Origin of the sequence: uncultured Nitrosomonas sp. (assembly GCF_902826915.1) — a bacterium.
Lineage (GTDB): Bacteria > Pseudomonadota > Gammaproteobacteria > Burkholderiales > Nitrosomonadaceae > Nitrosomonas.
Genome location: NZ_CADEGP010000010.1, coordinates 28,730 through 49,689 on the forward strand (window position 1 = coordinate 28,730; position 20,960 = coordinate 49,689).

A 20,960-nucleotide genomic window follows, 5' to 3' on the forward strand; every position below is an offset into this window, starting at 1 on the left:
ATTTATCCAGAATAATGGTAAATCAATGGAGCGATATCAGCGCGGGATTTCGCAACCGTAGGATTCTTCGGGTCTTGCTGACCGTGTTGGCGTTCTTGTTCATTCATCCCGTATTTGCGGATAAGGTTACCGGTATTTTCTCTGCACAGCAGTCTTGCCCAGCCTTTGTTTCAAAAAATAAGTCGACCAACCCGGATAATGCACAAATTGTGGTGGGCAATCAGTATGAGATTATCGAGGTTATCAATCCAAATCACCCTGTCTGGTATCGAGTTGTCTTACCCAATGTAAATCCTAAAGCGCGATGGGTAGGTGCGGCATGTGGTCAGGCACATTTATCAGGCCAAAGCTCGAAAGTTAACGGAAGTGGCGAGGGAGGTAATGGCTGTAATGTTGCAGGTGAGGCGGATAGCTATGTGCTGGCACTGTCTTGGCAACCTGCTTTCTGTGAAACTAAATCAGATAAACCGGAATGTAAAATTTCAGATCCGCATGCTTATCAAGCCAGGCATTTTGCGTTACATGGTTTATGGCCGAACAAAAAAAACTGTAATAAAAATTATGCATTTTGCGGTTCAGTAAAAAAGAAGGAAGATGAGTTTTGTGATTATCCGGTCGTTCAATTGGGTGCCGCGTCTCAAGTATCACTGGCCGAGGTAATGCCCAGTGTGGTAGCTGGTTCTTGTCTGGAGCGGCATCAGTGGCATAAGCATGGTACCTGTCAGGGAAACTGGTCAGTGAGTGAATTTTTTGATGTATCTGTTGATTTGGCTCGGCAATTTAATGATTCCGGCATGGCTTATTTTATGAATCGCAGGATTGATCAACAGGTACGTACCGAAGATTTTCTCAATCGCTTGGGAGTGGTTTTGGGTTCTGCTGCCAGAGACCGAATTAAACTGGATTGTAATCGGCAAGGAATGCTAATGGAAATTCAGTTGAGTTTGTCAGCTGAGTTAATCCCAGGTGCTGATCTTGAAAATCTGATCATGGATGCGCCAGTGCAAGAAAAATCCAATTGTGGAGAAACTTTCCGGGTTGATCGCATTGGGCAATAACCCTCGTCCAAGGAAAAGCAAAAATTACCCACGGCAGATTTCAGTTTAATCTCGATATCTGCAGAAGATTAAACTAGATTTAGGCATGTTTCTTTATTGCGAAATACCGCCATAATTGTCGTCAGTTCTCCTGTTTACTATCCTGTGCGTATTTTATAATACCAAATAAAGTAGGGTTAATCAGATGGTCTTTCGGTTACTGCTGCTCAAAAAATAACATTTAGATATTTCTTCTCGGGGTAGGAAAATTGGTTTTCTATTTGTAAGATTATTATGAAAAATACTCAGAACCCCGTAGTTATATATACAACAGATGAGTTTAGTCCGGATATTTAGTATCAAAAAGGATTCAGGTGGTTGTGAGTAATTGAGTGACAAACTTGAAATTTATTGTAAGCGGTTAATTTTAGATCATTAAGCTTATGTTATTGCTTATATTTATGCTGCTAGAGTTTCAGTCGGGTAATGGTATGGAGTGGTAATATGAATCAATTTGCTAATGCTAGTCCATCCGTGATCGCTCGTGAGACATTAAAGCAGCTTGCGATACTCAAAATACAACCTACTCCCGAAAATTATCTTAAGCTATACAATAAAATCGCAGGTAATCCAGATAATAATTTATCTGGCATTACTGCAAAAATGCTCCTAGAGCTGGCGAAAGAATTTCCGTGTCACACGCCGAATCTACTTAATTGTGTTAATAACTTAGAGCAGGCTGTCAAAGATAACAACTGGCATAGTTATAAATCTGTATTGATAAAATGTGTTGCGACTGTAACAGGTTCTACCACGACTGCTTCACCGATTGATACTGCGCAATCTATACCTGGAGCATCCTGGGTAAAAGTTATTAACAGCTTATTCGATGATGTCGTTAGTTCGGAGAAATTTTCTGAAAGTGCAAATAAAAGAAAAAAAATAAAACAGATGCTAGTTGAATTTTCTGGCAGTCCTGAACTTATTCATAGTGAATTAATGGCATTAGTTCAGTCGTGGAAGTCCTCGAATTGGGCTTTTCAAGAGTCAGAAGGTAATGTCGAAAATATATCGATATCAGCATCAGGTGCAAATTCTTCTATGCAAAAATCACATTTCAAAGAAGATATTCTGGCGCAAGAATGTGAAATCAGCAGCTATACAGATCAGTTGTTAGAATTGCTGGCACAGATTCTAGATCAAATTATTGCTAATCAGGTTGCAGATAAGATTCTGGCAGACGAAGCTAGATCTTTAGGTAAGCAGGTTAAAAAAATTCAAAGTAAGCTAGCAATGGAGCAGTTTATCGCCAGCTTTCGGAAATTTTGTATTAGGCTAGAATTGGGTAATGAAGACAAAACGAGTATACAGCAGGGCTTGCTTAATTTGTTAAACATGCTGATGGATAGTACAAGCGAATTATTGTCGGAAGATCAGTGGATTAAAACGCAGATTTCCAAGCTGAAGAAAGTCATGTCTAAGCCATTGGATATGCAGCTAATAGCGCAAGCTGAATTTTCGCTCGAAAAAATAATACAGAGACAGGCCAAAGTAAAGCAAAGCCTGAACAAGACAAGGGAAACCATGCGGCAAATGGTAGCCTCACTAATTTCCAATCTTGAGGAACTTTCAGATGCCACGGGTGGGTATCATGAAAAATTAGAATGTTATTCCGAAAGAATCAGTAAAGCTAATAATATTGAAGATATAAATCAATTACTTACTGAGATAATGCAAGAAACTAAAAAAGTGCAAAATAATGTGCTTAATCATCGCAATGATCTGGCATTTGTGCGCGCAGAAATTGACGAAGCACAAAATCAAATCAATCAGCTTGAAATACAATTGCAAGAAATGAGCGAACAAGTGCAAGAAGATCATCTCACAGGTGCATTGAATCGACGAGGATTAGATACTGCATTTAAACGTGAGGTTGTACAGTTAACTCGCAGCGAGGGAACACTCTGCTTTGCTTTATTGGATATTGATAATTTTAAACAGTTAAACGATACGCATGGGCATCATGTGGGTGATGACGCGTTGAAATACTTGGTTGAGGCAGTCAAAGAAACTGTGCGCCGGGATGATGTAATATCACGCTATGGTGGAGAGGAATTTGCAATTTTGTTACCTAATTCCGGGTTAAAAACGGCGATATCAACGGTTGCAAGGATACGGCGCTATTTAACCAAGAAATTCTTTCTGCATGGAAATGATCGATTGTTGATTACATTTAGCGCTGGTGTTGCGCAATTGCAGCCGGGGGAATCACAGGATAGCTTGTTCAAGCGAGCTGACGAAGCGTTATATTTTGCTAAAAGAAATGGCAAGAATCAGATTGTTGCAGCCGAAGAGACTGTCACAGCCGCTGAAGATTGTAAAAGCCAGAATAAAGATTCAGTTAGCACTGTTTGATCTAATGTAATTACGGAAATCTCCAGGGCTAAATATCAGTAGACCGAACATCACTTGCCTTGCTTGTGCGCCAATATTATTTTCTTCACTCTTGTTGACTCGTTTTGGGAAGTCCACTTATTGAGCAGCAATCGCGCCACACCGATAACTTCTGATGCAACCATTCCCAGCGGCCCATAATTTTGCTGTAATAGATGATCTGCTGCAGCGCCATGCAAGTAGACCGCAGGCAATAGTGCCTGATCAGGATTTAAACCTTGTGCGATCAGTGCGCCAATAAATCCGGCTAATACATCGCCAGTGCCGGCGGTACTCAACCCAGGATTACCGCTAGTATTCAGATAACGCTTTCCATCCGGGAAACAACAAATGCTGCCAGCGCCTTTCAACACGGTATAACAATTGAAGTGTTGTGAGATTTGATTCGCAGCATGCATGCGATCGTTTTGCACGGTCGCAGTGTCGGTATTTAAAAGTCGTGCAGCCTCGGCAGGATGTGGAGTCAGGATACTGGAAGCGCTGCGCTGGCTGAGTTTTTTAGCTAATTTTTGATGCTGTGCAATCAAGTTGAGCGCATCGGCATCTATCACGAGTACCTGTTTACTCTTTAATGCTTGTTCCAGCCACGACAAGGCTTCCTTGGATTGTCCCAAACCGGGGCCAATGACTAGGCAATTCAAACATTCCAACGCGAAAAGCTCAGACGGGTGGCGTAACATCAATTCCGGTTGTGAAAGATCGACCGGTGGCGCGTTATCGGCTAGTAAACCGAGATAGACTCGCCCCGCGCCCAGATGCAATGCCGATCGGCCTGCCAGTAGTGCGGCGCCTATCATGCCGGTAGAGCCACCGAGAATCGCTACGTTACCGTATGAACCTTTATGGCTATTCGCTGCGCGGGGCGGCGGCAGAAATGATTGTGCAAGGTACTTATTTAACAGCCATATATTAGGTTCTGGTAGTGAAAGTAACTGAATATTCAGATCGCGCAACACTATTTCGCCGCAGCATTCCGACCCAAAGTTGGTAAACAGCCCGGGTTTCAGACCAATAAATGTTACGGTGATACTGGCGCGGATTGCTGTGCCATAAATACAGCCATTATCGCTGCCGAGACCGGAGGGAATATCCAGGGATACGATGGGAACATTCATGCGATTGACGGTATCCACCCATTCGCGATACTTGTCTTCGATGGGGCGGCTTCGAGAATGATCCAGGCCGATGCCGAATAGGCCGTCAATCACCACATCCCAGTTTGGATCGCTATCGGGTATGTCAGTGAGAATTTCACCACCAGTATCGATCCAGGCTTGCATGGCTTGTTTAGCATCTGGTGGAGCGATATTGCGGTCGCCGTTGAAAACCACAGTAACCGCATTTCCCCATTCCTTCAAATACCGCGCTACAACGAAAGCATCGCCGCCGTTATTGCCCGGGCCAGCGAGCACCAATGCATGGTGGCCAGGTTTTTTGTGTAATTGGTCGCGGATGATTTGTGCGGCGGCCAGACCTGCCTTTTCCATTAGCCGGGGAGGTTCGGGCAGCAGGGTGGCCAGGTGTTCTATTTCGCGTATTTCTGCGGTAAGCCAAATCGGATCAGCAGTCATCATATTTCTCACACTCACGGGATGATCAGCGATAAGTACATCTTCTCGTGTAAAATTGCAATCTTTAAATAATTGCTTTATTTTCTCTGATGCTCCAATTTTGTGGTGGACGTGCCCTTTCTCCGTTTCGTCTGGAGAAATTACTTAATCAAATTAGAACCCTCAATCTGCCAGTAACAGCCATTCATACAGAATATTGGCATTTTTGTTCGGTGACGCGTAATTTGCACGATAATGAACTGAATGTGCTGAGAAAAATACTTAACCACAATCAGGTGCAGGAAGAGGAATACCATTCAGGCGAGTTTCTTTTAGTTTTGCCGCGTCCGGGCACAATTTCACCGTGGTCTACAAAAGCGACGGATATTGCCCAGCATTGCGGTTTAACCACTGTTGAACGTATTGAGCGCGGGATTGCGTATTATATCCAATGCAGCGCACAACTTTCGATTGATGATAAATCTCATCTCGTTTCTTTGCTGCATGACCGTATGACCGAAGCTGCGTTTTCTTCATTTGATGATGTCGCCAAACTATTCCAGCATTTTCCGCCGCAGTCGCTCAACACGATTGATGTGATGCACGGTGGTATTGAGGCTTTATTACAGGCAAATCAAAATATGGGATTGGCCTTGTCATTGGATGAGATTGAGTACTTGTTGAATCATTTTCAGCACATGCAGCGCAATCCAACCGATGTCGAATTGATGATGTTCGCGCAGGCCAATTCCGAGCATTGTCGCCATAAAATATTCAACGCAGACTGGATTGTTGATGGCAAGGCTCAGGATAAATCGCTGTTTGCTATGATACGCAACACGCATCAAAGTCATCCGCAAGGCACGCTGGTGGCATATGCCGATAATGCCAGCGTCATTGAGGGAGCAAAAATAAAGCGCTTTTATCCGGATAGTCAGCGAGCATATGGTTACGCCGAGGAAAAAACGCATGTGTTGATGAAAGTGGAGACACACAACCATCCGACTGCGATTTCACCGTTTCCAGGTGCTGCAACGGGTGTCGGCGGTGAAATTCGCGATGAAGGCGCAACGGGTCGGGGTGCAAAACCAAAAGCCGGATTATGCGGTTTTTCGGTATCCAATCTGAATATTCCGGAGTTTGTGCAACCGTGGGAGTACGATGGAACCGATAATCAAGCAACCTATGGTAAGCCCGGACGCATCGCATCAGCGTTACAGATTATGCTGGAAGGTCCGATTGGCGGGGCGGCATTCAACAATGAATTCGGACGCCCCAATTTAGCGGGTTATTTCCGCACTTTTGAAGAGCGCCTGGGCGGAGAAATGCGTGGTTATCACAAGCCAATCATGCTGGCGGGTGGCGTCGGCCAGATTTCAGATTTGCATGTGCGTAAGGAAAAATTCCCTGCAGGCTCGTTGCTGATTCAACTGGGTGGACCGAGTATGCTGATTGGTTTGGGTGGTGGCGCAGCTTCCAGCATGGATACCGGTAGCAATACCGAAGCATTGGATTTTGATTCGGTGCAACGAGGTAATCCGGAAATGCAACGGCGTGCGCAGGAAGTTATCGATCGCTGTTGGCAACTACCGCGAAGCGGTATTGAGAATCCGATTTTATTTATCCATGACGTGGGAGCGGGAGGCTTATCCAATGCGTTCCCAGAATTGGTGCATGACTCTGGCCGTGGTGGGCGTTTTAATTTGCACAATGTTCCTTCCGAAGAAACCAGTTTGTCACCGATGCAGATTTGGAGCAATGAGGCACAGGAGCGCTACGTTCTGGCGATCAAACCAGAATCTCTGGCGTTGTTCCAAAGCATTTGCGAGCGCGAACGCTGCCCGTTCGCCGTAGTGGGTGAAGCCACGAGCGACGAACAATTGGTGGTAATCGATGCGCAATCCCTTACAGCGCCGGTTGATATGCCGTTGCCAGTGCTACTTGGCAAGCCGCCAAAAATGACGCGCGACGTTGCTCATCATATTCGAATACTTCCGATAATTGATTGGCAGGGTGTGAATTTGACCGAGGCCGTCTATCGAGTGCTACATTTGCCTGCGGTGGCCGATAAAACTTTCTTAATTACCATCGGCGATCGCAGTGTCGGCGGCCTATCAGCGCGTGATCAGATGGTTGGTCCATGGCAAATCCCAGTTGCCGACGTTGCGGTGACCAGCATGGGGTATCAGACCTATTTGGGGGAGGCATTTGCCATTGGCGAACGTACGCCATTGGCTTTGATAGATTTCAAAGCGGCAGCGCGCATGGCGGTGGGTGAGGCGATTACAAATATTGCGGCGGCATCAATTGGCAAAATTGAAAAGATTAAATTGTCGGCCAATTGGATGGCCGCAGCCGGACATTCAGGTGAAGACGCCGGATTGTATGACGCAGTGCATACTGTTGGTATGGAATTGTGCCCACAACTAGGCATTAGCATACCGGTCGGAAAAGATTCGATGTCGATGAAAACTGCCTGGGAAGAATCGGGGTCGCGCAAGGAAGTTACGGCACCGTTATCGCTGATTATCACTGCTTTTGCAACAGTGAAGGACGTGCGCAAAACCCTGATACCACAATTACGCACCGATTGCGGCGATACTGAATTGATTCTGATTGATTTGGGGCAAGGCCAAAATCGACTTGGTGGTTCATCATTGGCGCAGGTGTATAAGCAAGTTGGCAATATTGCGCCGAATATTGACGGCAAAACCGGCGCACAACGCTTACGAAATTTTTTCAACGCGATTCAGCAGCTCAACGAAATGGACAAGCTGCTCGCATACCACGACCGTTCCGATGGCGGCTTATTCGTGACATTATGTGAAATGGCTTTTGCCGGACATACTGGCTTGACCGTGAATCTGGATCAGTTGTGCTTTGATCCGCACAGCTGTGATATCGATGGATCGGAATTGCGACCTGAGCAATTGGAGGGGCGTTTCCTAGAACACCTTTTGGCGGTACTTTTCAATGAAGAACTGGGTGCTGTGATTCAAATTGCAGCTACACAGCACCGGGAGGTGCTGCAGGTGTTAACCGAGGCTGGGTTGCGAGATGTCAGTTTCACCATCGGCCACTTGAATAAAACCGATGAAGTCCGCTTGATGCGCAATAACAAGCCGGTGTTGGCGGAGAAGCGGGTGGATTTGCAACGTGCCTGGTCGGAAACCACGTATCAGATGCAAAAGCTGCGTGATAATCCAACTTGTGCGCAGCAGGAATATGACCGGATTCTTAATGCGGATGACCCAGGATTGCAGGTTACATTAAGTTATGCTGTTGATGACGATATCGCTGCGCCTTTCGTTCAAACGGGAGTGCGTCCGCGTATGGCGATATTGCGTGAGCAAGGCGTGAATGGACATGTGGAAATGGCGGCGGCTTTCGATCATGCTGGTTTTGCCGCGATCGACGTGCATATGAGCGATATCCTGTCAGGTCGATTGTTATTAAAAGATTTTATGGGATTGGTTGCATGTGGCGGATTTTCCTATGGCGATGTGCTGGGCGCGGGTGAAGGCTGGGCTAAATCAATTTTGTTCAATCCACGCGCACGTGAAGAATTCGAAGCATTTTTTCAGCGCAGCGATACATTTGCACTCGGGGTGTGCAACGGTTGCCAAATGATGAGTAATCTGCATGAGATCATACCAGGTACAGAGCATTGGCCGCGCTTCAAACGCAATCTATCGGAGCAATTTGAGGCGCGCTTTGTCATGGTGGAGGTACAACCCAGTCCATCGCTATTTTTTGATGGCATGGCCGGAAGCCGAATGCCGATCACGGTGGCGCATGGTGAAGGTAAGGTGGAATTTTCCGGTCAGTCTGAAAACATTGCATCCTTAGTGACCCTACGATTTGTAGATAACCACGGACAAGTAACCGAGCAGTATCCTGATAATCCGAATGGATCGCTCCAAGGCATCACCGGATTGACTACCTCGGATGGACGTTTTAATGTGTTGATGCCGCATCCGGAAAGGGTATTTCGAGTGACGCAACATTCCTGGTATCCTGATGCTCGCTCTGGTTGGATAGAGGATGGGCCTTGGATGCGTTTGTTTCGAAATGCACGTAAATGGGTTGGATGACCCTCTGATTTTATGAATCTGTTAACAGGATAATCAAAGAAATGGCAAATTTTAATGTAAACCGCTGTAGCAGAATTATTAGCGTGACCGTCTTGCTACTGAGTCTATGCGTAAATACCGCATTGGCAAACGCCATTACTCCAGCAAAAAAACCGGTACCAAAAGATTGCGTGCCATTGGGGGATTGGGTAGTTCCAGGTTTGGGTAAAACCTCACAACAGGAAATCATCGCACGTGCAACGAAGGCTTCGGTGGTGCTGTTGGGCGAAACGCATGTCAATGCGGATCATCATCGTTGGCAGTTACAAACATTGGTGGCTTTACACGTCGTGCGCCCCAATATGGTGATTGGATTCGAGATGTTCCCACGTCGCGTGCAAGCAGCATTGGATAAATGGATTGCCGGCGAGCTGGGTGAAAAGGAATTCCTTCGTGCAGCTGAGTGGGATCGGGTTTGGAATACGGATGCCAATCTATATTTACCTCTGTTTCATTTTGCGCGGATGAATCGTATCCCAATGGTCGCATTGAATATTGAAACAAAATTGCGCCATCAAGTGGCAGAAAAGGGCTTTTATGGCGTTCCGTTGGAAGAACGAGAAGGGGTGACGCGTCCGGCGGAGCCAAGTCAGGCGTATATGGATTTTTTACTGCCGATTTACAAGCAACATGACCGCAAAGACAAGAAAACAGGCGAAATTACACCAGATGATCCGGATTTCCGTCGTTTTATCGGTGGGCAACAATTATGGGATCGTGCCATGGCCCAGGTACTGCAACAAGCCACAACAGAATCTACCGATCCGGAAAAACCGCTGGTTGTGGGGGTTATGGGTACGGGCCATGTGCTGCACGGTTTTGGTGTGACGCATCAACTACATGACCTAGGTATCCAGAATGTTATTGCATTGTTACCGTGGGATAGCAGTAAATCTTGTAAGCAGTTAGTTGAAGGTGTTGCTGACGCTGTTTTTGGCGTGTTGCCGCATGTTTCTGAGTCTTTCAGACCGCAATTTCAGCGCTTGGGAATACGCTACGAAATGGGTCGGGGCGGAGCAGTGGTGCTGCAAGTCGAGAAAAATAGCATTGCCGAAGCTGCGGAATTCATGGCTTCAGATGTAATTCTGGAAATGGCCGGTGTGCCGATCAAAGCTACCGAAGATGTGATTAATGTTGTAAAACGGCAAGCGCCCGGAACCTGGTTGCCGATCAAAATCGAGCGAGATGGTATAGAAGTGCTAGTCATTGCAAAATTTCCTACTTTGAATCTTTAATTTTATTTCAATCTATGACAGTTGATAGTTTAATTAAAAGTTGCTTTTTATTTCTGTTTTTTTACTCTGTGTCAGGGCAGGTATTGTCGATGCCTGTACCAATGAATTTTAATGACGTCGAGTACGATATCACGGTAAAAATTGACCCTGTAAATCGCACCATCGTAGGAAAAAGCCTTATTACCGTTCACAATCCACGAGAGTTGCAATTGATGCTGGGAGCGGCCTATGAAGTGACTCAAGCGGAGTTTAATGATGGGCCACTGGGCGTTGGCCGTGAGCAAATCAATCAAATGCATATCTGGAACATTCCGGTTCATTTCAGGAATCAAATCCAGTTTCTGATACAGTGGAAAGGGACATTGGCTGCACTGGATACTTCTCTGGATCATCAGCAGACATTAGGAAAGCCGGTCGCGGTAAGTGGTGAATCTGGTTCGTTTTTACCGGATGGATCGAATTGGTATCCGCGCATAGTTGGACATTTGGCGCGATATAAGATCAGCATTGAACTGCCGAGCGGTCAGAAAGGCTTGGTGGCAGGCCAATTGATGAAAGAAAGTGAATCGGAGCAAGGTTATTACGCTGCTTTTGAATTTTTTCATCCAACCGAAGGGATTGATCTGATGACAGGACCGTATGTGATTGAAACACAGACTCACCAGAGTGTTAATCACAAACCAATTCAATTACGCACCTACTTTCATCCACAAATTAGTAATTTATCAAAGGATTATCTGGATGCGGTGAAGCGCTATTTGAATCTCTACGAATCCTGGATTGGCGAATATCCCTACACTGAATTCAGTGTGGTTTCGAGCCCTACGCCGACCGGATTTGGTATGCCTACATTGACTTATCTTGGCATTGATGTGTTGCGATTGCCGTTTATCCGCGATACTTCGCTCGGTCACGAAGTGTTGCACAATTGGTGGGGTAATGGGGTTTATCCAGACTATTCGAGTGGCAACTGGTCGGAAGGATTGACCACATTCATGGCCGATTATACCTATAAAGAACAGGAAAGCAGCGAAGCTGCACGTGAAATGAGATTAGGGTGGGTACGTGACTTTGCCGCATTGCAACCAGGTCAGGATGCCCCATTAACAGCATTTACTTCACGTACGCATGGTGCATCCAAAATTGTCGGTTATAACAAAGCTGCCATGTTTTTCTTTATGCTGCGGGATCATCTAGGTGACATGGTTTTTCAGCGCGGCATCCAGGGGATGTGGAAAGTGCAGCGCTTTAGAATTACTTCGTGGCAAGAGTTGCAGAAAGTATTTGAGATGATTTCGGGACAGAATCTCCAACCATTTTTTTCTCAATGGTTGGAACGTACCGGTGCGCCGGCTATTACGATCAGTGAGGTAAAAAATATTGCGATAGATTCCGGTTATGAATTATCAATTACTCTGAAACAATCCGGACCAGCGTATCAATTGCGCGTTCCAGTAGTAATTGAAAATTCACAGGGTACAACAACACACATACTTGATTCGCATCAAGAACAGCAGATTTTTACGCTGAAATTAACGGATAAACCATTATCGGTTTCGCTGGACCCGGATTTGCGCCTATTTCGCCAACTGGCGCTTGATGAAGCGCCACCAATCCTGCGCGAAGTGATGGTTAACGCCGCTACGCAGACAGTTTTATTATCTGCTAAAGCCGAGATTCGTAAAATTGCTGAAATTCTTGCGGATAAATTGCAAGGCCGCAAACCACAAATCGCTGCGCTGCGTGAACCACTTTCCACGGCGCCTACGCTGGTTATCGGCCTGGAATCGGAAGTTGATGCCTGGCTTGCTGCTAACCAGCTGTCCGCCAGGCCAGATGAAATCAATAACAAGGGTACTGCGCAAGTCTGGACCTTAGCTCGTGATGAAGAAGCATCATTGGCGGTTATCTCCGCTCAAGATGCTGCATCACTCGAAGCCTTGATCCGACCGCTACCACATTACGGACGACAAAGTTATCTTGCGTTTGATGGCCGGCAAGCAATAGAGAAAGGTGTTTGGCCCATACAGGTGCAAAAGGTAGCGGTTGAATGATATACGTATTGAACGCAACAGCCGGTAATCGGTATCTTACAGCGGACCAGAAATAAGATTTCACGCAGCCGGGGGAGATAGTTTCTCGGTTTGAGCTGGCGGTACTTCATCAGTTTTATCATCAAACCATCGATACAGCATTGGCATGACCACCATGGTCATCATCGTTGCTGTAGTTAATCCGCATATGACCACGATGGCCAAGGGCTTTTGCACTTCAGAACCCAGCCCTGTAGCCGCCAGAAACGGAGCCAAGCCTAGCACGGTAGTCGCCGCAGTCATCATGACTGGCCGGAAGCGCTGCTCACAGGCTTTTCTGACTGCTTCTTCGACAGTTAAGCCTTTATTTCGCAACTCCCGCACGAAAGAAATTAGTACCACGCCATTCAGTATGGAAGTACCCCACACCGCAATAAAGCCGACTGATGCCGGAACTGATAGATACTGACCGGACACAAAAAGCCCGACAACACCACCGACGGAAGCAAACGGTAATACCAGATAAATCAGCCCGGCCAGCTTGACTGAGTTGAATAACATGAATAACAAGAAGAAAATAGCTGCCAGTGTAACCGGCACGATCACGGAAAGGGTTGCCATTGCGCGTTGCATATTTTCAAACTGTCCACCCCAGACAAAATAATAACCCGTAGGTAGTTTAATTTCATTAGCAGTACGTTCCTGTAGCTCTTCCACGAATCCACCCATATCGCGTCCGTGCACATTAGCACCCACCACAACGCGGCGCTTGGCAAATTCACGCGAAATAATCGCTGGGCCGTCAATTACTTTTATTTCTGCTACAGCACTGAGTGGTACTAACATACCGCCTTGTGCAATTTTACCTTCTGCTGTCATCTTGGCGGGTCTTAATAAAAGATCCTTGATCGCTTCCACATCATGGCGAAATTCCTCTGGAAATCTTAACAGCAGTGTGAAACGACGTTCACCTTCAAAAACCTGAGTAACGGCCTTGCCACCAATTGCTGTGGAAATCAGTTCATTGACGTCTGAAACATTGATACCATGCCGTGCAATGGCACGGCGATCAATATTGATCGTCAGCTCTTGCTGTCCTGATAAGCGTTCAATTCGGATATCTCTGGCACCAGCTGTCGATTTAACAATACGAGCCACTTGCTCAGATAGCTTACGCAATTGCTCCAGATCGTCACCAAATATTTTGATTGCTACTTGCGAGCGGACACCAGTGACCATTTCATCCACGCGTTGTGCAATCGGTTGCGATAGTACGATATTGACACCAGGCAACACCTCCAATGCTTTACGGATATCTTCCTCGATTTCTTCCTGAGTTCGGCCCGATCCTTCCAAATCCAAGTTGGCAATAGGGTCGGATTCATTTTGCGATGCGGGATCCGCGGGCGTATCTCCACGACCCAGTTTAGACACTACGCTCCTAACTCCTGGAATTGCAGCGATTAACTGCATTGCTTCTGTTTCCAGTTTGATAGCTTCATCCAATGAGATGGAAGGTGCGCGAATAATCACTGGCGTCACCGAGCCTTCCTTCATGATCGGGATAAAGGATGTACCCAGAAAAGGAAACAACGCAAATGCGAACATCAGAGAACTTATGGCGATAACCATAGTTTTTTTCTGATTGTGCATGGCCAGATTAAAAACACGCAAGTACGCGCCTTTCAAGACAGCAACAATTTTTGTGTCTTGCTCACCCCCACCTTGCAGAAGATAATCACTCAATACCGGTGATATTAATAATGATACGAAAAGAGCGACCAGCAGTGCGATAGCAATTGTAACTGCCAGTGGACTAAAGGTTTTTCCTTCCATGCCTTCGAGTGTCATTAACGGCAGGAATACAAGTATCGTAACGAACACGCCAAAAATGACCGGTGTGCCGACTTCAGCAACCGCACTCACAATGACATCAAACTTGGACTGGCCTGTGTCTTTTGCCTGGCCGAGACGCTGATAAATATTTTCAACGACGACTACGGTGGGATCAACCATCATACCTAGTGCAATTGTTAACCCACCTAATGACATCAAATTGGCGGGCATGCCGTTGTAATTCATCACCATGAAAGTTATCAGCGGCGTGATAATCAAAGTAAAGCAAACGACAATGCTGGTTCGGATGGTTCCCAGAAAAATCGATAGCACTACTATGACTAGAATCAGAGATTGCATTAGAGTATTTTGTACTGTGGATAACGCGCCATCCACCAGTTCGGTGCGATCATAAAACGGCACGATTTGCAAACCATCCGGCAACAACCCGCGATCGTTGATTTCAGCGACTTTTTCCTTAATCCTGCCAACAATCTCCTTGGCATTGCCGTCACGCAGCATCATCACTATACCTGCAACTGATTCGGTATAGCCATTCTTGATACTGGCTCCTTGACGGACTTCACCCCCAAAAGTAACTTCGGCAACATCACGTACATAAATCGGAACACCATCCATTTCTCTGAGCACAATGTTGCGAATGTCGTCCAGCGTAGCAATCAGACCCACACCACGGATCAGGTATTGTTCATAGTGCAATGCCAGTATATTTCCACTCGCATTGGAATTATTGCTGGCCAGAGCACGGTCCACATCCGTCAGTGTCAGATTATAATGTCGCAGCTTGTTGGGACTGGCATAGACCTGATATTCCTTAACGTGCCCGCCCATTGAGTTGATTTCTGCTACGCCACGAATTGATCGTAACAATGGACGGACTACCCAGTCTTGAATAGTGCGGCGTTCGGTGAGTTCTTCAGTGGTTAGAGCACGTGTACCGTCGTCTGGATGCTCGATGGTATATTGATAGACCTCGCCTAATCCGGTAGAAACCGGCCCAAGTACTGGTGTAATGCCGGGTATTAAGCGAGGTGTGACATCAATGATGCGCTCCATGACTAGCTGACGCGCAAAAAATACATCTGTCTGATCAGTGAAAACCAGGGTAATCAGCGATAGTCCGCTTTTGTTCAATGAGCGCATTTCGACCAAGCCTGGTAGACCGGTCATGGCAATCTCAACCGGCACCGTGACTAACCGTTCCATTTCTTCTGGGCTACGGCCAATGGCGACCGTAGCCACTTGCACCTGTATATTGGTGACATCAGGGAAGGCGTCCACCGACAGGTTTTTTGCGGCAAATCCACCAGCGACACACAACAATAGACCAATTACTAATACCAACAAACGCTGGTTTAATGCCGCACGTACTATAGCAGCCATCATGATTATTCCAATTCAGCCAGCTTGCGCTCGCTGTCTAAATGAAAAGCACCTGTCATTACAATTCGTTGATCAATTGATAGCCCATTTAGCACAGGACGGTAATCAGCCACTTCTGGACCCAGTTCGACAGGCACACGTTGAAATTGGTTATCACTGATCGCGACAAAAACATAATCTTGGTTTAATTCGCGAACAATTGCTGCTTCCGGGACAACTAGGTTTTTATGCTGTGTATCGGTGATATGCATATTGGCCAGCATATCCGGCTTCAATTTCCGATCTGGGTTTTCCACCATTACCCGGGTCATTACGGTACGAGTCAGACGATTAACGGTATCCGAGACAAATATTATGACGCCATCAAAATCAGCACCGCCTATTGCGGGTACATTGATTTCTACATGCTGTTCCAATCGCACGTCACGCGCAATTTGTTCTGGTACATCGCCAACCACCCAGACGTGAGAAAGATCAGCAATCTGAAATAACGGATCGGAAGGTTGTACCACTTGGCCCACCATCACATTACGTGCAATGACATACCCTTCCCGGGTGGCTTTGATATCCAACCACGGAAGAATTTTTCCTTTCTTGGACAATTCTTTTAATTCAGCGTCAGTCATTCCAAATAATCTCAACTGATCGGTGGCTGCGCCTAGTTCAGCCTGGGCAATTTCCAATTCGGATTGACGTCGTTCCACTTCAGCTTGAGCGATCGCATCAGCAGCAAACAAATGGTGCGCACGCTCAGCTGCTTTCTGAGTTACAACAACGCGTGAAGATGCACGCAAATAAGCCAACTGCGATTGTGTTAGATCTGGGCTGGTAATGCGAGCTAATGGTTCGCCTGCCTGAACGTAATCGCCTAAGATGACAAACAGATTGATAATTCTCCCGGTTACATAAGAACCAATTTGCGCGGTTCTTTCTTCATCGACTTGTACTCTGCTCGGGACAAGAATTTTATCCGCAAGATCAATTAAAGCAGGTTGTCCGATCTTTAAACGGTTTGCTAGCTCGGGTCGGATAGTAATGCTGTTGATATCTCGGTCTTCTTCGGCGCTGCTTTGAGCTATTTCTTTATCAGAGGTTTTGGTTGATTCGTTTTTATCGCACCCTGTTAATAGTAGTGTAGAAAAAACAATGAAGTTGATTAAAATTAGTTTGAAACTCATTCTGGAATTAGCTCCTTGGGATAATGTGCGCGCAATCGGTCAATTTCGACAGCCGATGATTGAAGATCAAAACGTGCTAGCAAGGCATCACCTAAGATTCCTCGGAGTATACGTTGCGAATCCAAAAATTCGATCAAACCCCGCTCACCAAACTTGTAAGCGGCTTCGGCAACTTTTACTGCATTTTCTGCTTCTTTGATTAAACCGCCTTCAAACATGTCTACGCGTCGTCGCGCGATCTGCAGAGACTGCCATGCTGCTTCGAATAATTGACTGATTTCGTAGCGGCGATATTCAAGTGTTTCACGTATCCGTGCGGAATCATAAATGGCTGTGTCAATTTCGCCGCGACGTTGATAGAGCAAAGGGATTCTAACGCTTATGCCCGCTAGATTGGACGTGAACTGCGCGTCTTGATAATTGGAATATAAAAAATTAATTTGCGGCAGCACCGAAGCTTTTTCCTGGCTAATTCGTAATTTGGCACGCTCTTGTTCTGCCTGCAAACGGATGACATCCGGATTTACGGATGGTACTTCCTGACGTAATGTGTCCAATGGCGGTAAATTAATCGGATCTTTCAGAGAAGCTTGAATCTCAAAATCAATTGGAATGGCTCCTGCCGTCAGTTGCAGTAACGCTACTCGAGCGCGCTGTGCTGTTAACTGTGCAGCTTCCATGCGATTAGCTGTGCTTTGTAATTCGGTATCTGCCCGAATGAGTTCAAAGCGCGCGACTTCCCCCCTTTCGACATTGGCTGCAATACGACGCCGTACTTCTTTCAATAAGTCGTAAATGTTCTGTTCCAATGTAGCTTGCTCTATTCGTAACAATAATTCATAGGCTCTAACTCTCAGTTGCGCTGCTAAATCTGCGCGTATTTGATCAAAGCTGGCACGGCTTGCATCAACGACAGCTTCTGATGCACCAATCCGGGCACTGCGCATAAAAGGATTTTCGATTCCCTGGTTAACTGTTAAGGTGCGCTGCACAGTTCCTGGTCCAGTAAGATCAAAAGGAAGGCGCCTGTCATCTGGACCAGCAATTACAGTTACTTCAGGGTTGAGAAATGCAGATGCGGCGATTACACCTGCTTTGGCCATATTCACTTGCGAACGAGCGGCTTGCACGAGCCCATTTGCTTGTAATCCCACACGTTGTAATTCTTCAATTGTAAGGCGAGCTGGTGGCTGGGCATATACAAATGGCGCTGGAAATATTAAGAGGATACCTAGTAGAAAGTACCAAAATGAGAAAATCTGCATCGAGTTCTTCATAATTATTAAGAAATTTCTTCTGTGCTTATTCTTCGCATAAAATTGATTGGCAATCATATATGAAAAATAAGATTCATTAGTATCAATATTAGGCATAATAGGGTTTTAAATCGTTGTTTTGAAGCAATACCTGCAATATCAATTGTTAAAAGGCTATTCGGATGTCCTGGATTTAATCAAATAAATCCTGAATGCTTGCTGAACAATCACAATACACCGCATGAAATTTAAGTTTATCAATTATTACTTTTACCTAAAGTTTTTAACGACGATTCTAGTTTTATCATCGGTGATTTGGCTGATTGCCGGAATAGCTCTAGGGGTATATGAATTTCGTGATAATGACCCTAACCGGGGTGTCATTTCGAGTGGTATCGATAAATTTGGTGATCAATTTTCTCAAACAATTTACCTTGATCAGGGTTGGTCGACATCCGATAGTTTGTGGTTTTATAATACGACGCAGGGTTCTAATTTATTACCGTACAGCTTCTTTCTTGTATTGGAGCAGCCTGATTCATCTGCTTTATTTCGCAATAATGAAAACATAGACCGTTATGGCTATTTGCCGCAACGTCCAACCACAAGCAATCCAGATGGTCTGCCCGTTGGCATGGTGCAAGATGAGTATCAAGGCAAGACATTTATGGGCTTTACTTGCGCAGCTTGCCATACAACCCAAATCAATTACCAGGGCACCGGAATTCGTATCGATGGCGGTCCGGCAAATTCGGATATGGAAATTTTCATGATGGATTTGGCGGAAGCATTGCATGTCACCTTGGAGGACTCAGAGAAACGTGACCGTTTCGTTGCTAACGTATTGAGGCAAGGTCAATATAAGGAAACAAATGAAGTGGTGATGGATCTCAAGAAATACACGCAGCGAATCAAAACTTATACCATCATCAACATCCCAAGAGATACTAAACGATCATTGACTCGTTATGGCTATGCGCGATTGGATGCGTTTGGAAGAATCTATAATCGTGTGCTTGAACACATCATGAGTGCACAACAATTGCGCGAATTGCTTACGGAAATTCTGACCCCGGAAGAATTGATTGAAATAATGCCAGATGTGGAATCCGTTCTCAGCAGCGCAAATCGCGACCACATTATTGAAAGGATTCAAGCCTATTTGACTGGCAAGCAGATCATTCGGTTGCGCAACAAAATCTATAATCCAGCCGATGCGCCGGTGAGTTATCCATTCCTGTGGGATATACCGCAGCATGATTACGTTCAATGGAATGGTAGAGTCGACAACAGCGGATTAGGTCCCATGGCCAGGAATGCAGGTCAGATGATTGGTGTTTTTGGTACACTGGATTGGCAAGAAGGAGATGGCTTTACGTTGTCTTCAGTTATTGGCGGACAAGGATTTGGTTCAAAGCATATTGATTTCCGGTCTTCTATTGATATTAGAAATTTGCGTCGAGTGGAGAGGCATCTGCGTAAATTAACTTCGCCGCAGTGGCCTGAGCATGTTTTGCCTAAAATCGATAAAGCACGAATGGCTAAAGGTGCGAAGTTGTTCTCCCAATATTGCGCATCGTGCCACGGTCACATTGATCGCATTGATCCAGATCGTCGCGTTGTGGCTAAAATGATTGATGTTTCGTTTGTTGGAACGGATTCTAAGATGGCTGACAATGGGATTGAGTATATCGGGTATAGCGGTATTTTGCGGAATCAATATGTCGGTGCCAGTACAGGAAACCTCTTGTTGCAACGTGAAGCGCCAGTGGTAGCACTATTAACTTCAGCTACGCGCAATGTGGTGACGACACCTGATCCAGATAAATGGTTTGTGCGCAGATGGTTCGAGCGATCGCTTGATATTGCCTATACATTTCTTGATAATGAAGTGCAATCTTCCCTGAAACATGGCAATTATGTTCCTGATACAACCGACAATCCTTTTGCTTCAGTTTTGGCTTATAAAGCTCGCCCGCTCAACGGTATCTGGGCGACTGCTCCTTATCTGCATAATGGCTCCATTCCAACATTGTATGATTTGTTGTTGCCTAAACGGCGACCTGATGATCCTGTAGAAGGCGAATATCGTCCGGATGAATTTATGGTGGGATCGCGCGAGTTTGATCCAGTGAAAGTTGGATTAAAATCCACGGGCTATAATGGCTTTTTGTTTCGTACACATATTTGGGGTAACAATAATGGTGGTCACGAGTTTGCTTCTGGCAGGATGCCTCAGCCTGATGGGATGTTTCTTCCAGCTTTGACTGGAGAACAGCGACTTGATCTTGTTGAATACCTTAAATCACTCTGAAGTGTAGGTAAGAAATGATTTTGCATAGTCTAAGATTAAACACTGCTGCCTAATGCCCAGTATTCTTAAATCTTATTTTCCATTGATGCAGTAACAGTGCAAGTGTCAGTTTTGTTACAGACCATGCTACTTCTGTTTCCTCAGGGACTGGAGATTCTTCCAAATAAGTGACTTTGCCAGTTGGAATTACCTTGAGTTGATTATTGTAAGCAAAATCCATCATAAATTGATACATGGCTGGATTGATATCTTTTAGTGCGGTTTTTACATGAACACCTATCTTTCCTTCATATATAACAGGCTGAGCATACTCTGAGTATTCCCAGCGGCCATTGCGATTATAGATGGCAAGTGCCCCGCATAGCCGTTCCGACCAATCACTGGGTCGAAATGGGCGGCCCTCGATGGTAATTCCCAGAATCAGTAATTCTTTGTACTGGTTTTTCATGAATGTAGTAGTAATAATGCGAGAAAAAATAAAAGATTAGAAACACTATACAATCGATCTTGGTTAGCTTGACTGGCCTGTG

11 protein-coding genes are annotated in these 20,960 nt (G+C 45.6%); 6 read left to right on the plus strand and 5 right to left on the minus strand.

Annotated elements, in window-relative coordinates:
* Positions 1-14: 14 nt before the first annotated feature.
* Entirely contained in the window at positions 15-1,058 is a 1,044-nt protein-coding gene (locus tag QZV86_RS03010; protein WP_295623900.1) for a ribonuclease T, read from the plus strand.
* Between the two features lie 483 nt (positions 1,059-1,541).
* A complete protein-coding gene (locus QZV86_RS03015) occupies positions 1,542-3,452 on the plus strand; it encodes a GGDEF domain-containing protein (protein WP_295623902.1) in 1,911 nt (636 codons plus the stop codon).
* A gap of 50 nt (positions 3,453-3,502) precedes the next feature.
* Here the strand turns inward: QZV86_RS03015 and QZV86_RS03020 are convergent, their stop codons facing one another.
* Positions 3,503-5,065: an NAD(P)H-hydrate dehydratase gene (locus QZV86_RS03020; protein WP_366925681.1), complete on the minus strand. Its 1,563-nt coding sequence runs from the start codon at positions 5,063-5,065 to the stop codon at positions 3,503-3,505.
* An 86-nt stretch (positions 5,066-5,151) separates the two neighbouring features.
* Here QZV86_RS03020 and purL point away from each other — a divergent pair, with 86 nt between their 5' ends.
* The 3 genes from purL to QZV86_RS03035 all read left to right on the plus strand — a co-directional run bounded on the left by purL (position 5,152) and on the right by QZV86_RS03035 (position 12,463).
* Positions 5,152-9,135, plus strand: a complete 3,984-nt coding sequence (gene purL / locus QZV86_RS03025; protein ID WP_295623904.1) for a phosphoribosylformylglycinamidine synthase — start codon at positions 5,152-5,154, stop codon at positions 9,133-9,135.
* A 41-nt stretch (positions 9,136-9,176) separates the two neighbouring features.
* Complete coding sequence (locus QZV86_RS03030; RefSeq protein ID WP_295623906.1) at positions 9,177-10,409, plus strand: ChaN family lipoprotein; 1,233 nt, start codon at positions 9,177-9,179, stop codon at positions 10,407-10,409.
* A gap of 89 nt (positions 10,410-10,498) precedes the next feature.
* A complete protein-coding gene (locus QZV86_RS03035) occupies positions 10,499-12,463 on the plus strand; it encodes a M1 family aminopeptidase (protein ID WP_295623909.1) in 1,965 nt (654 codons plus the stop codon).
* A 60-nt stretch (positions 12,464-12,523) separates the two neighbouring features.
* Here QZV86_RS03035 and QZV86_RS03040 read toward each other — a convergent pair whose 3' ends face one another.
* Genes QZV86_RS03040 through QZV86_RS03050 form a run of 3 tightly spaced genes read right to left on the minus strand, consistent with a single transcriptional unit; the run spans position 12,524 to position 18,125 of the window.
* On the minus strand, positions 12,524-15,685 hold the full coding sequence (locus tag QZV86_RS03040; protein ID WP_295623911.1) for a CusA/CzcA family heavy metal efflux RND transporter: 3,162 nt from the start codon (positions 15,683-15,685) through the stop codon (positions 12,524-12,526).
* A 2-nt stretch (positions 15,686-15,687) separates the two neighbouring features.
* The gene (locus QZV86_RS03045; protein WP_295623913.1) at positions 15,688-16,860 is read right to left on the minus strand and encodes an efflux RND transporter periplasmic adaptor subunit; all 1,173 of its coding nucleotides are present in this window, start codon (positions 16,858-16,860) and stop codon (positions 15,688-15,690) included.
* A complete protein-coding gene (locus QZV86_RS03050) occupies positions 16,857-18,125 on the minus strand; it encodes a TolC family protein (RefSeq protein WP_295623915.1) in 1,269 nt (422 codons plus the stop codon). The genes QZV86_RS03045 and QZV86_RS03050 overlap by 4 nt, the downstream gene beginning before the upstream one ends.
* Positions 18,126-18,357: 232 nt before the next feature.
* On the opposite strand from QZV86_RS03050, the gene QZV86_RS03055 reads away from it, so the two are divergent.
* Positions 18,358-20,430 (plus strand): di-heme-cytochrome C peroxidase, encoded by a 2,073-nt coding sequence (locus tag QZV86_RS03055; protein WP_295623916.1) that lies wholly within the window; start codon positions 18,358-18,360, stop codon positions 20,428-20,430.
* Positions 20,431-20,479: 49 nt separating this feature from the next.
* On the opposite strand, the gene QZV86_RS03060 is transcribed toward QZV86_RS03055, so the two are convergent.
* Positions 20,480-20,878 (minus strand): DUF3579 domain-containing protein, encoded by a 399-nt coding sequence (locus QZV86_RS03060; protein ID WP_295623917.1) that lies wholly within the window; start codon positions 20,876-20,878, stop codon positions 20,480-20,482.
* Positions 20,879-20,960 lie beyond the last annotated feature (82 nt).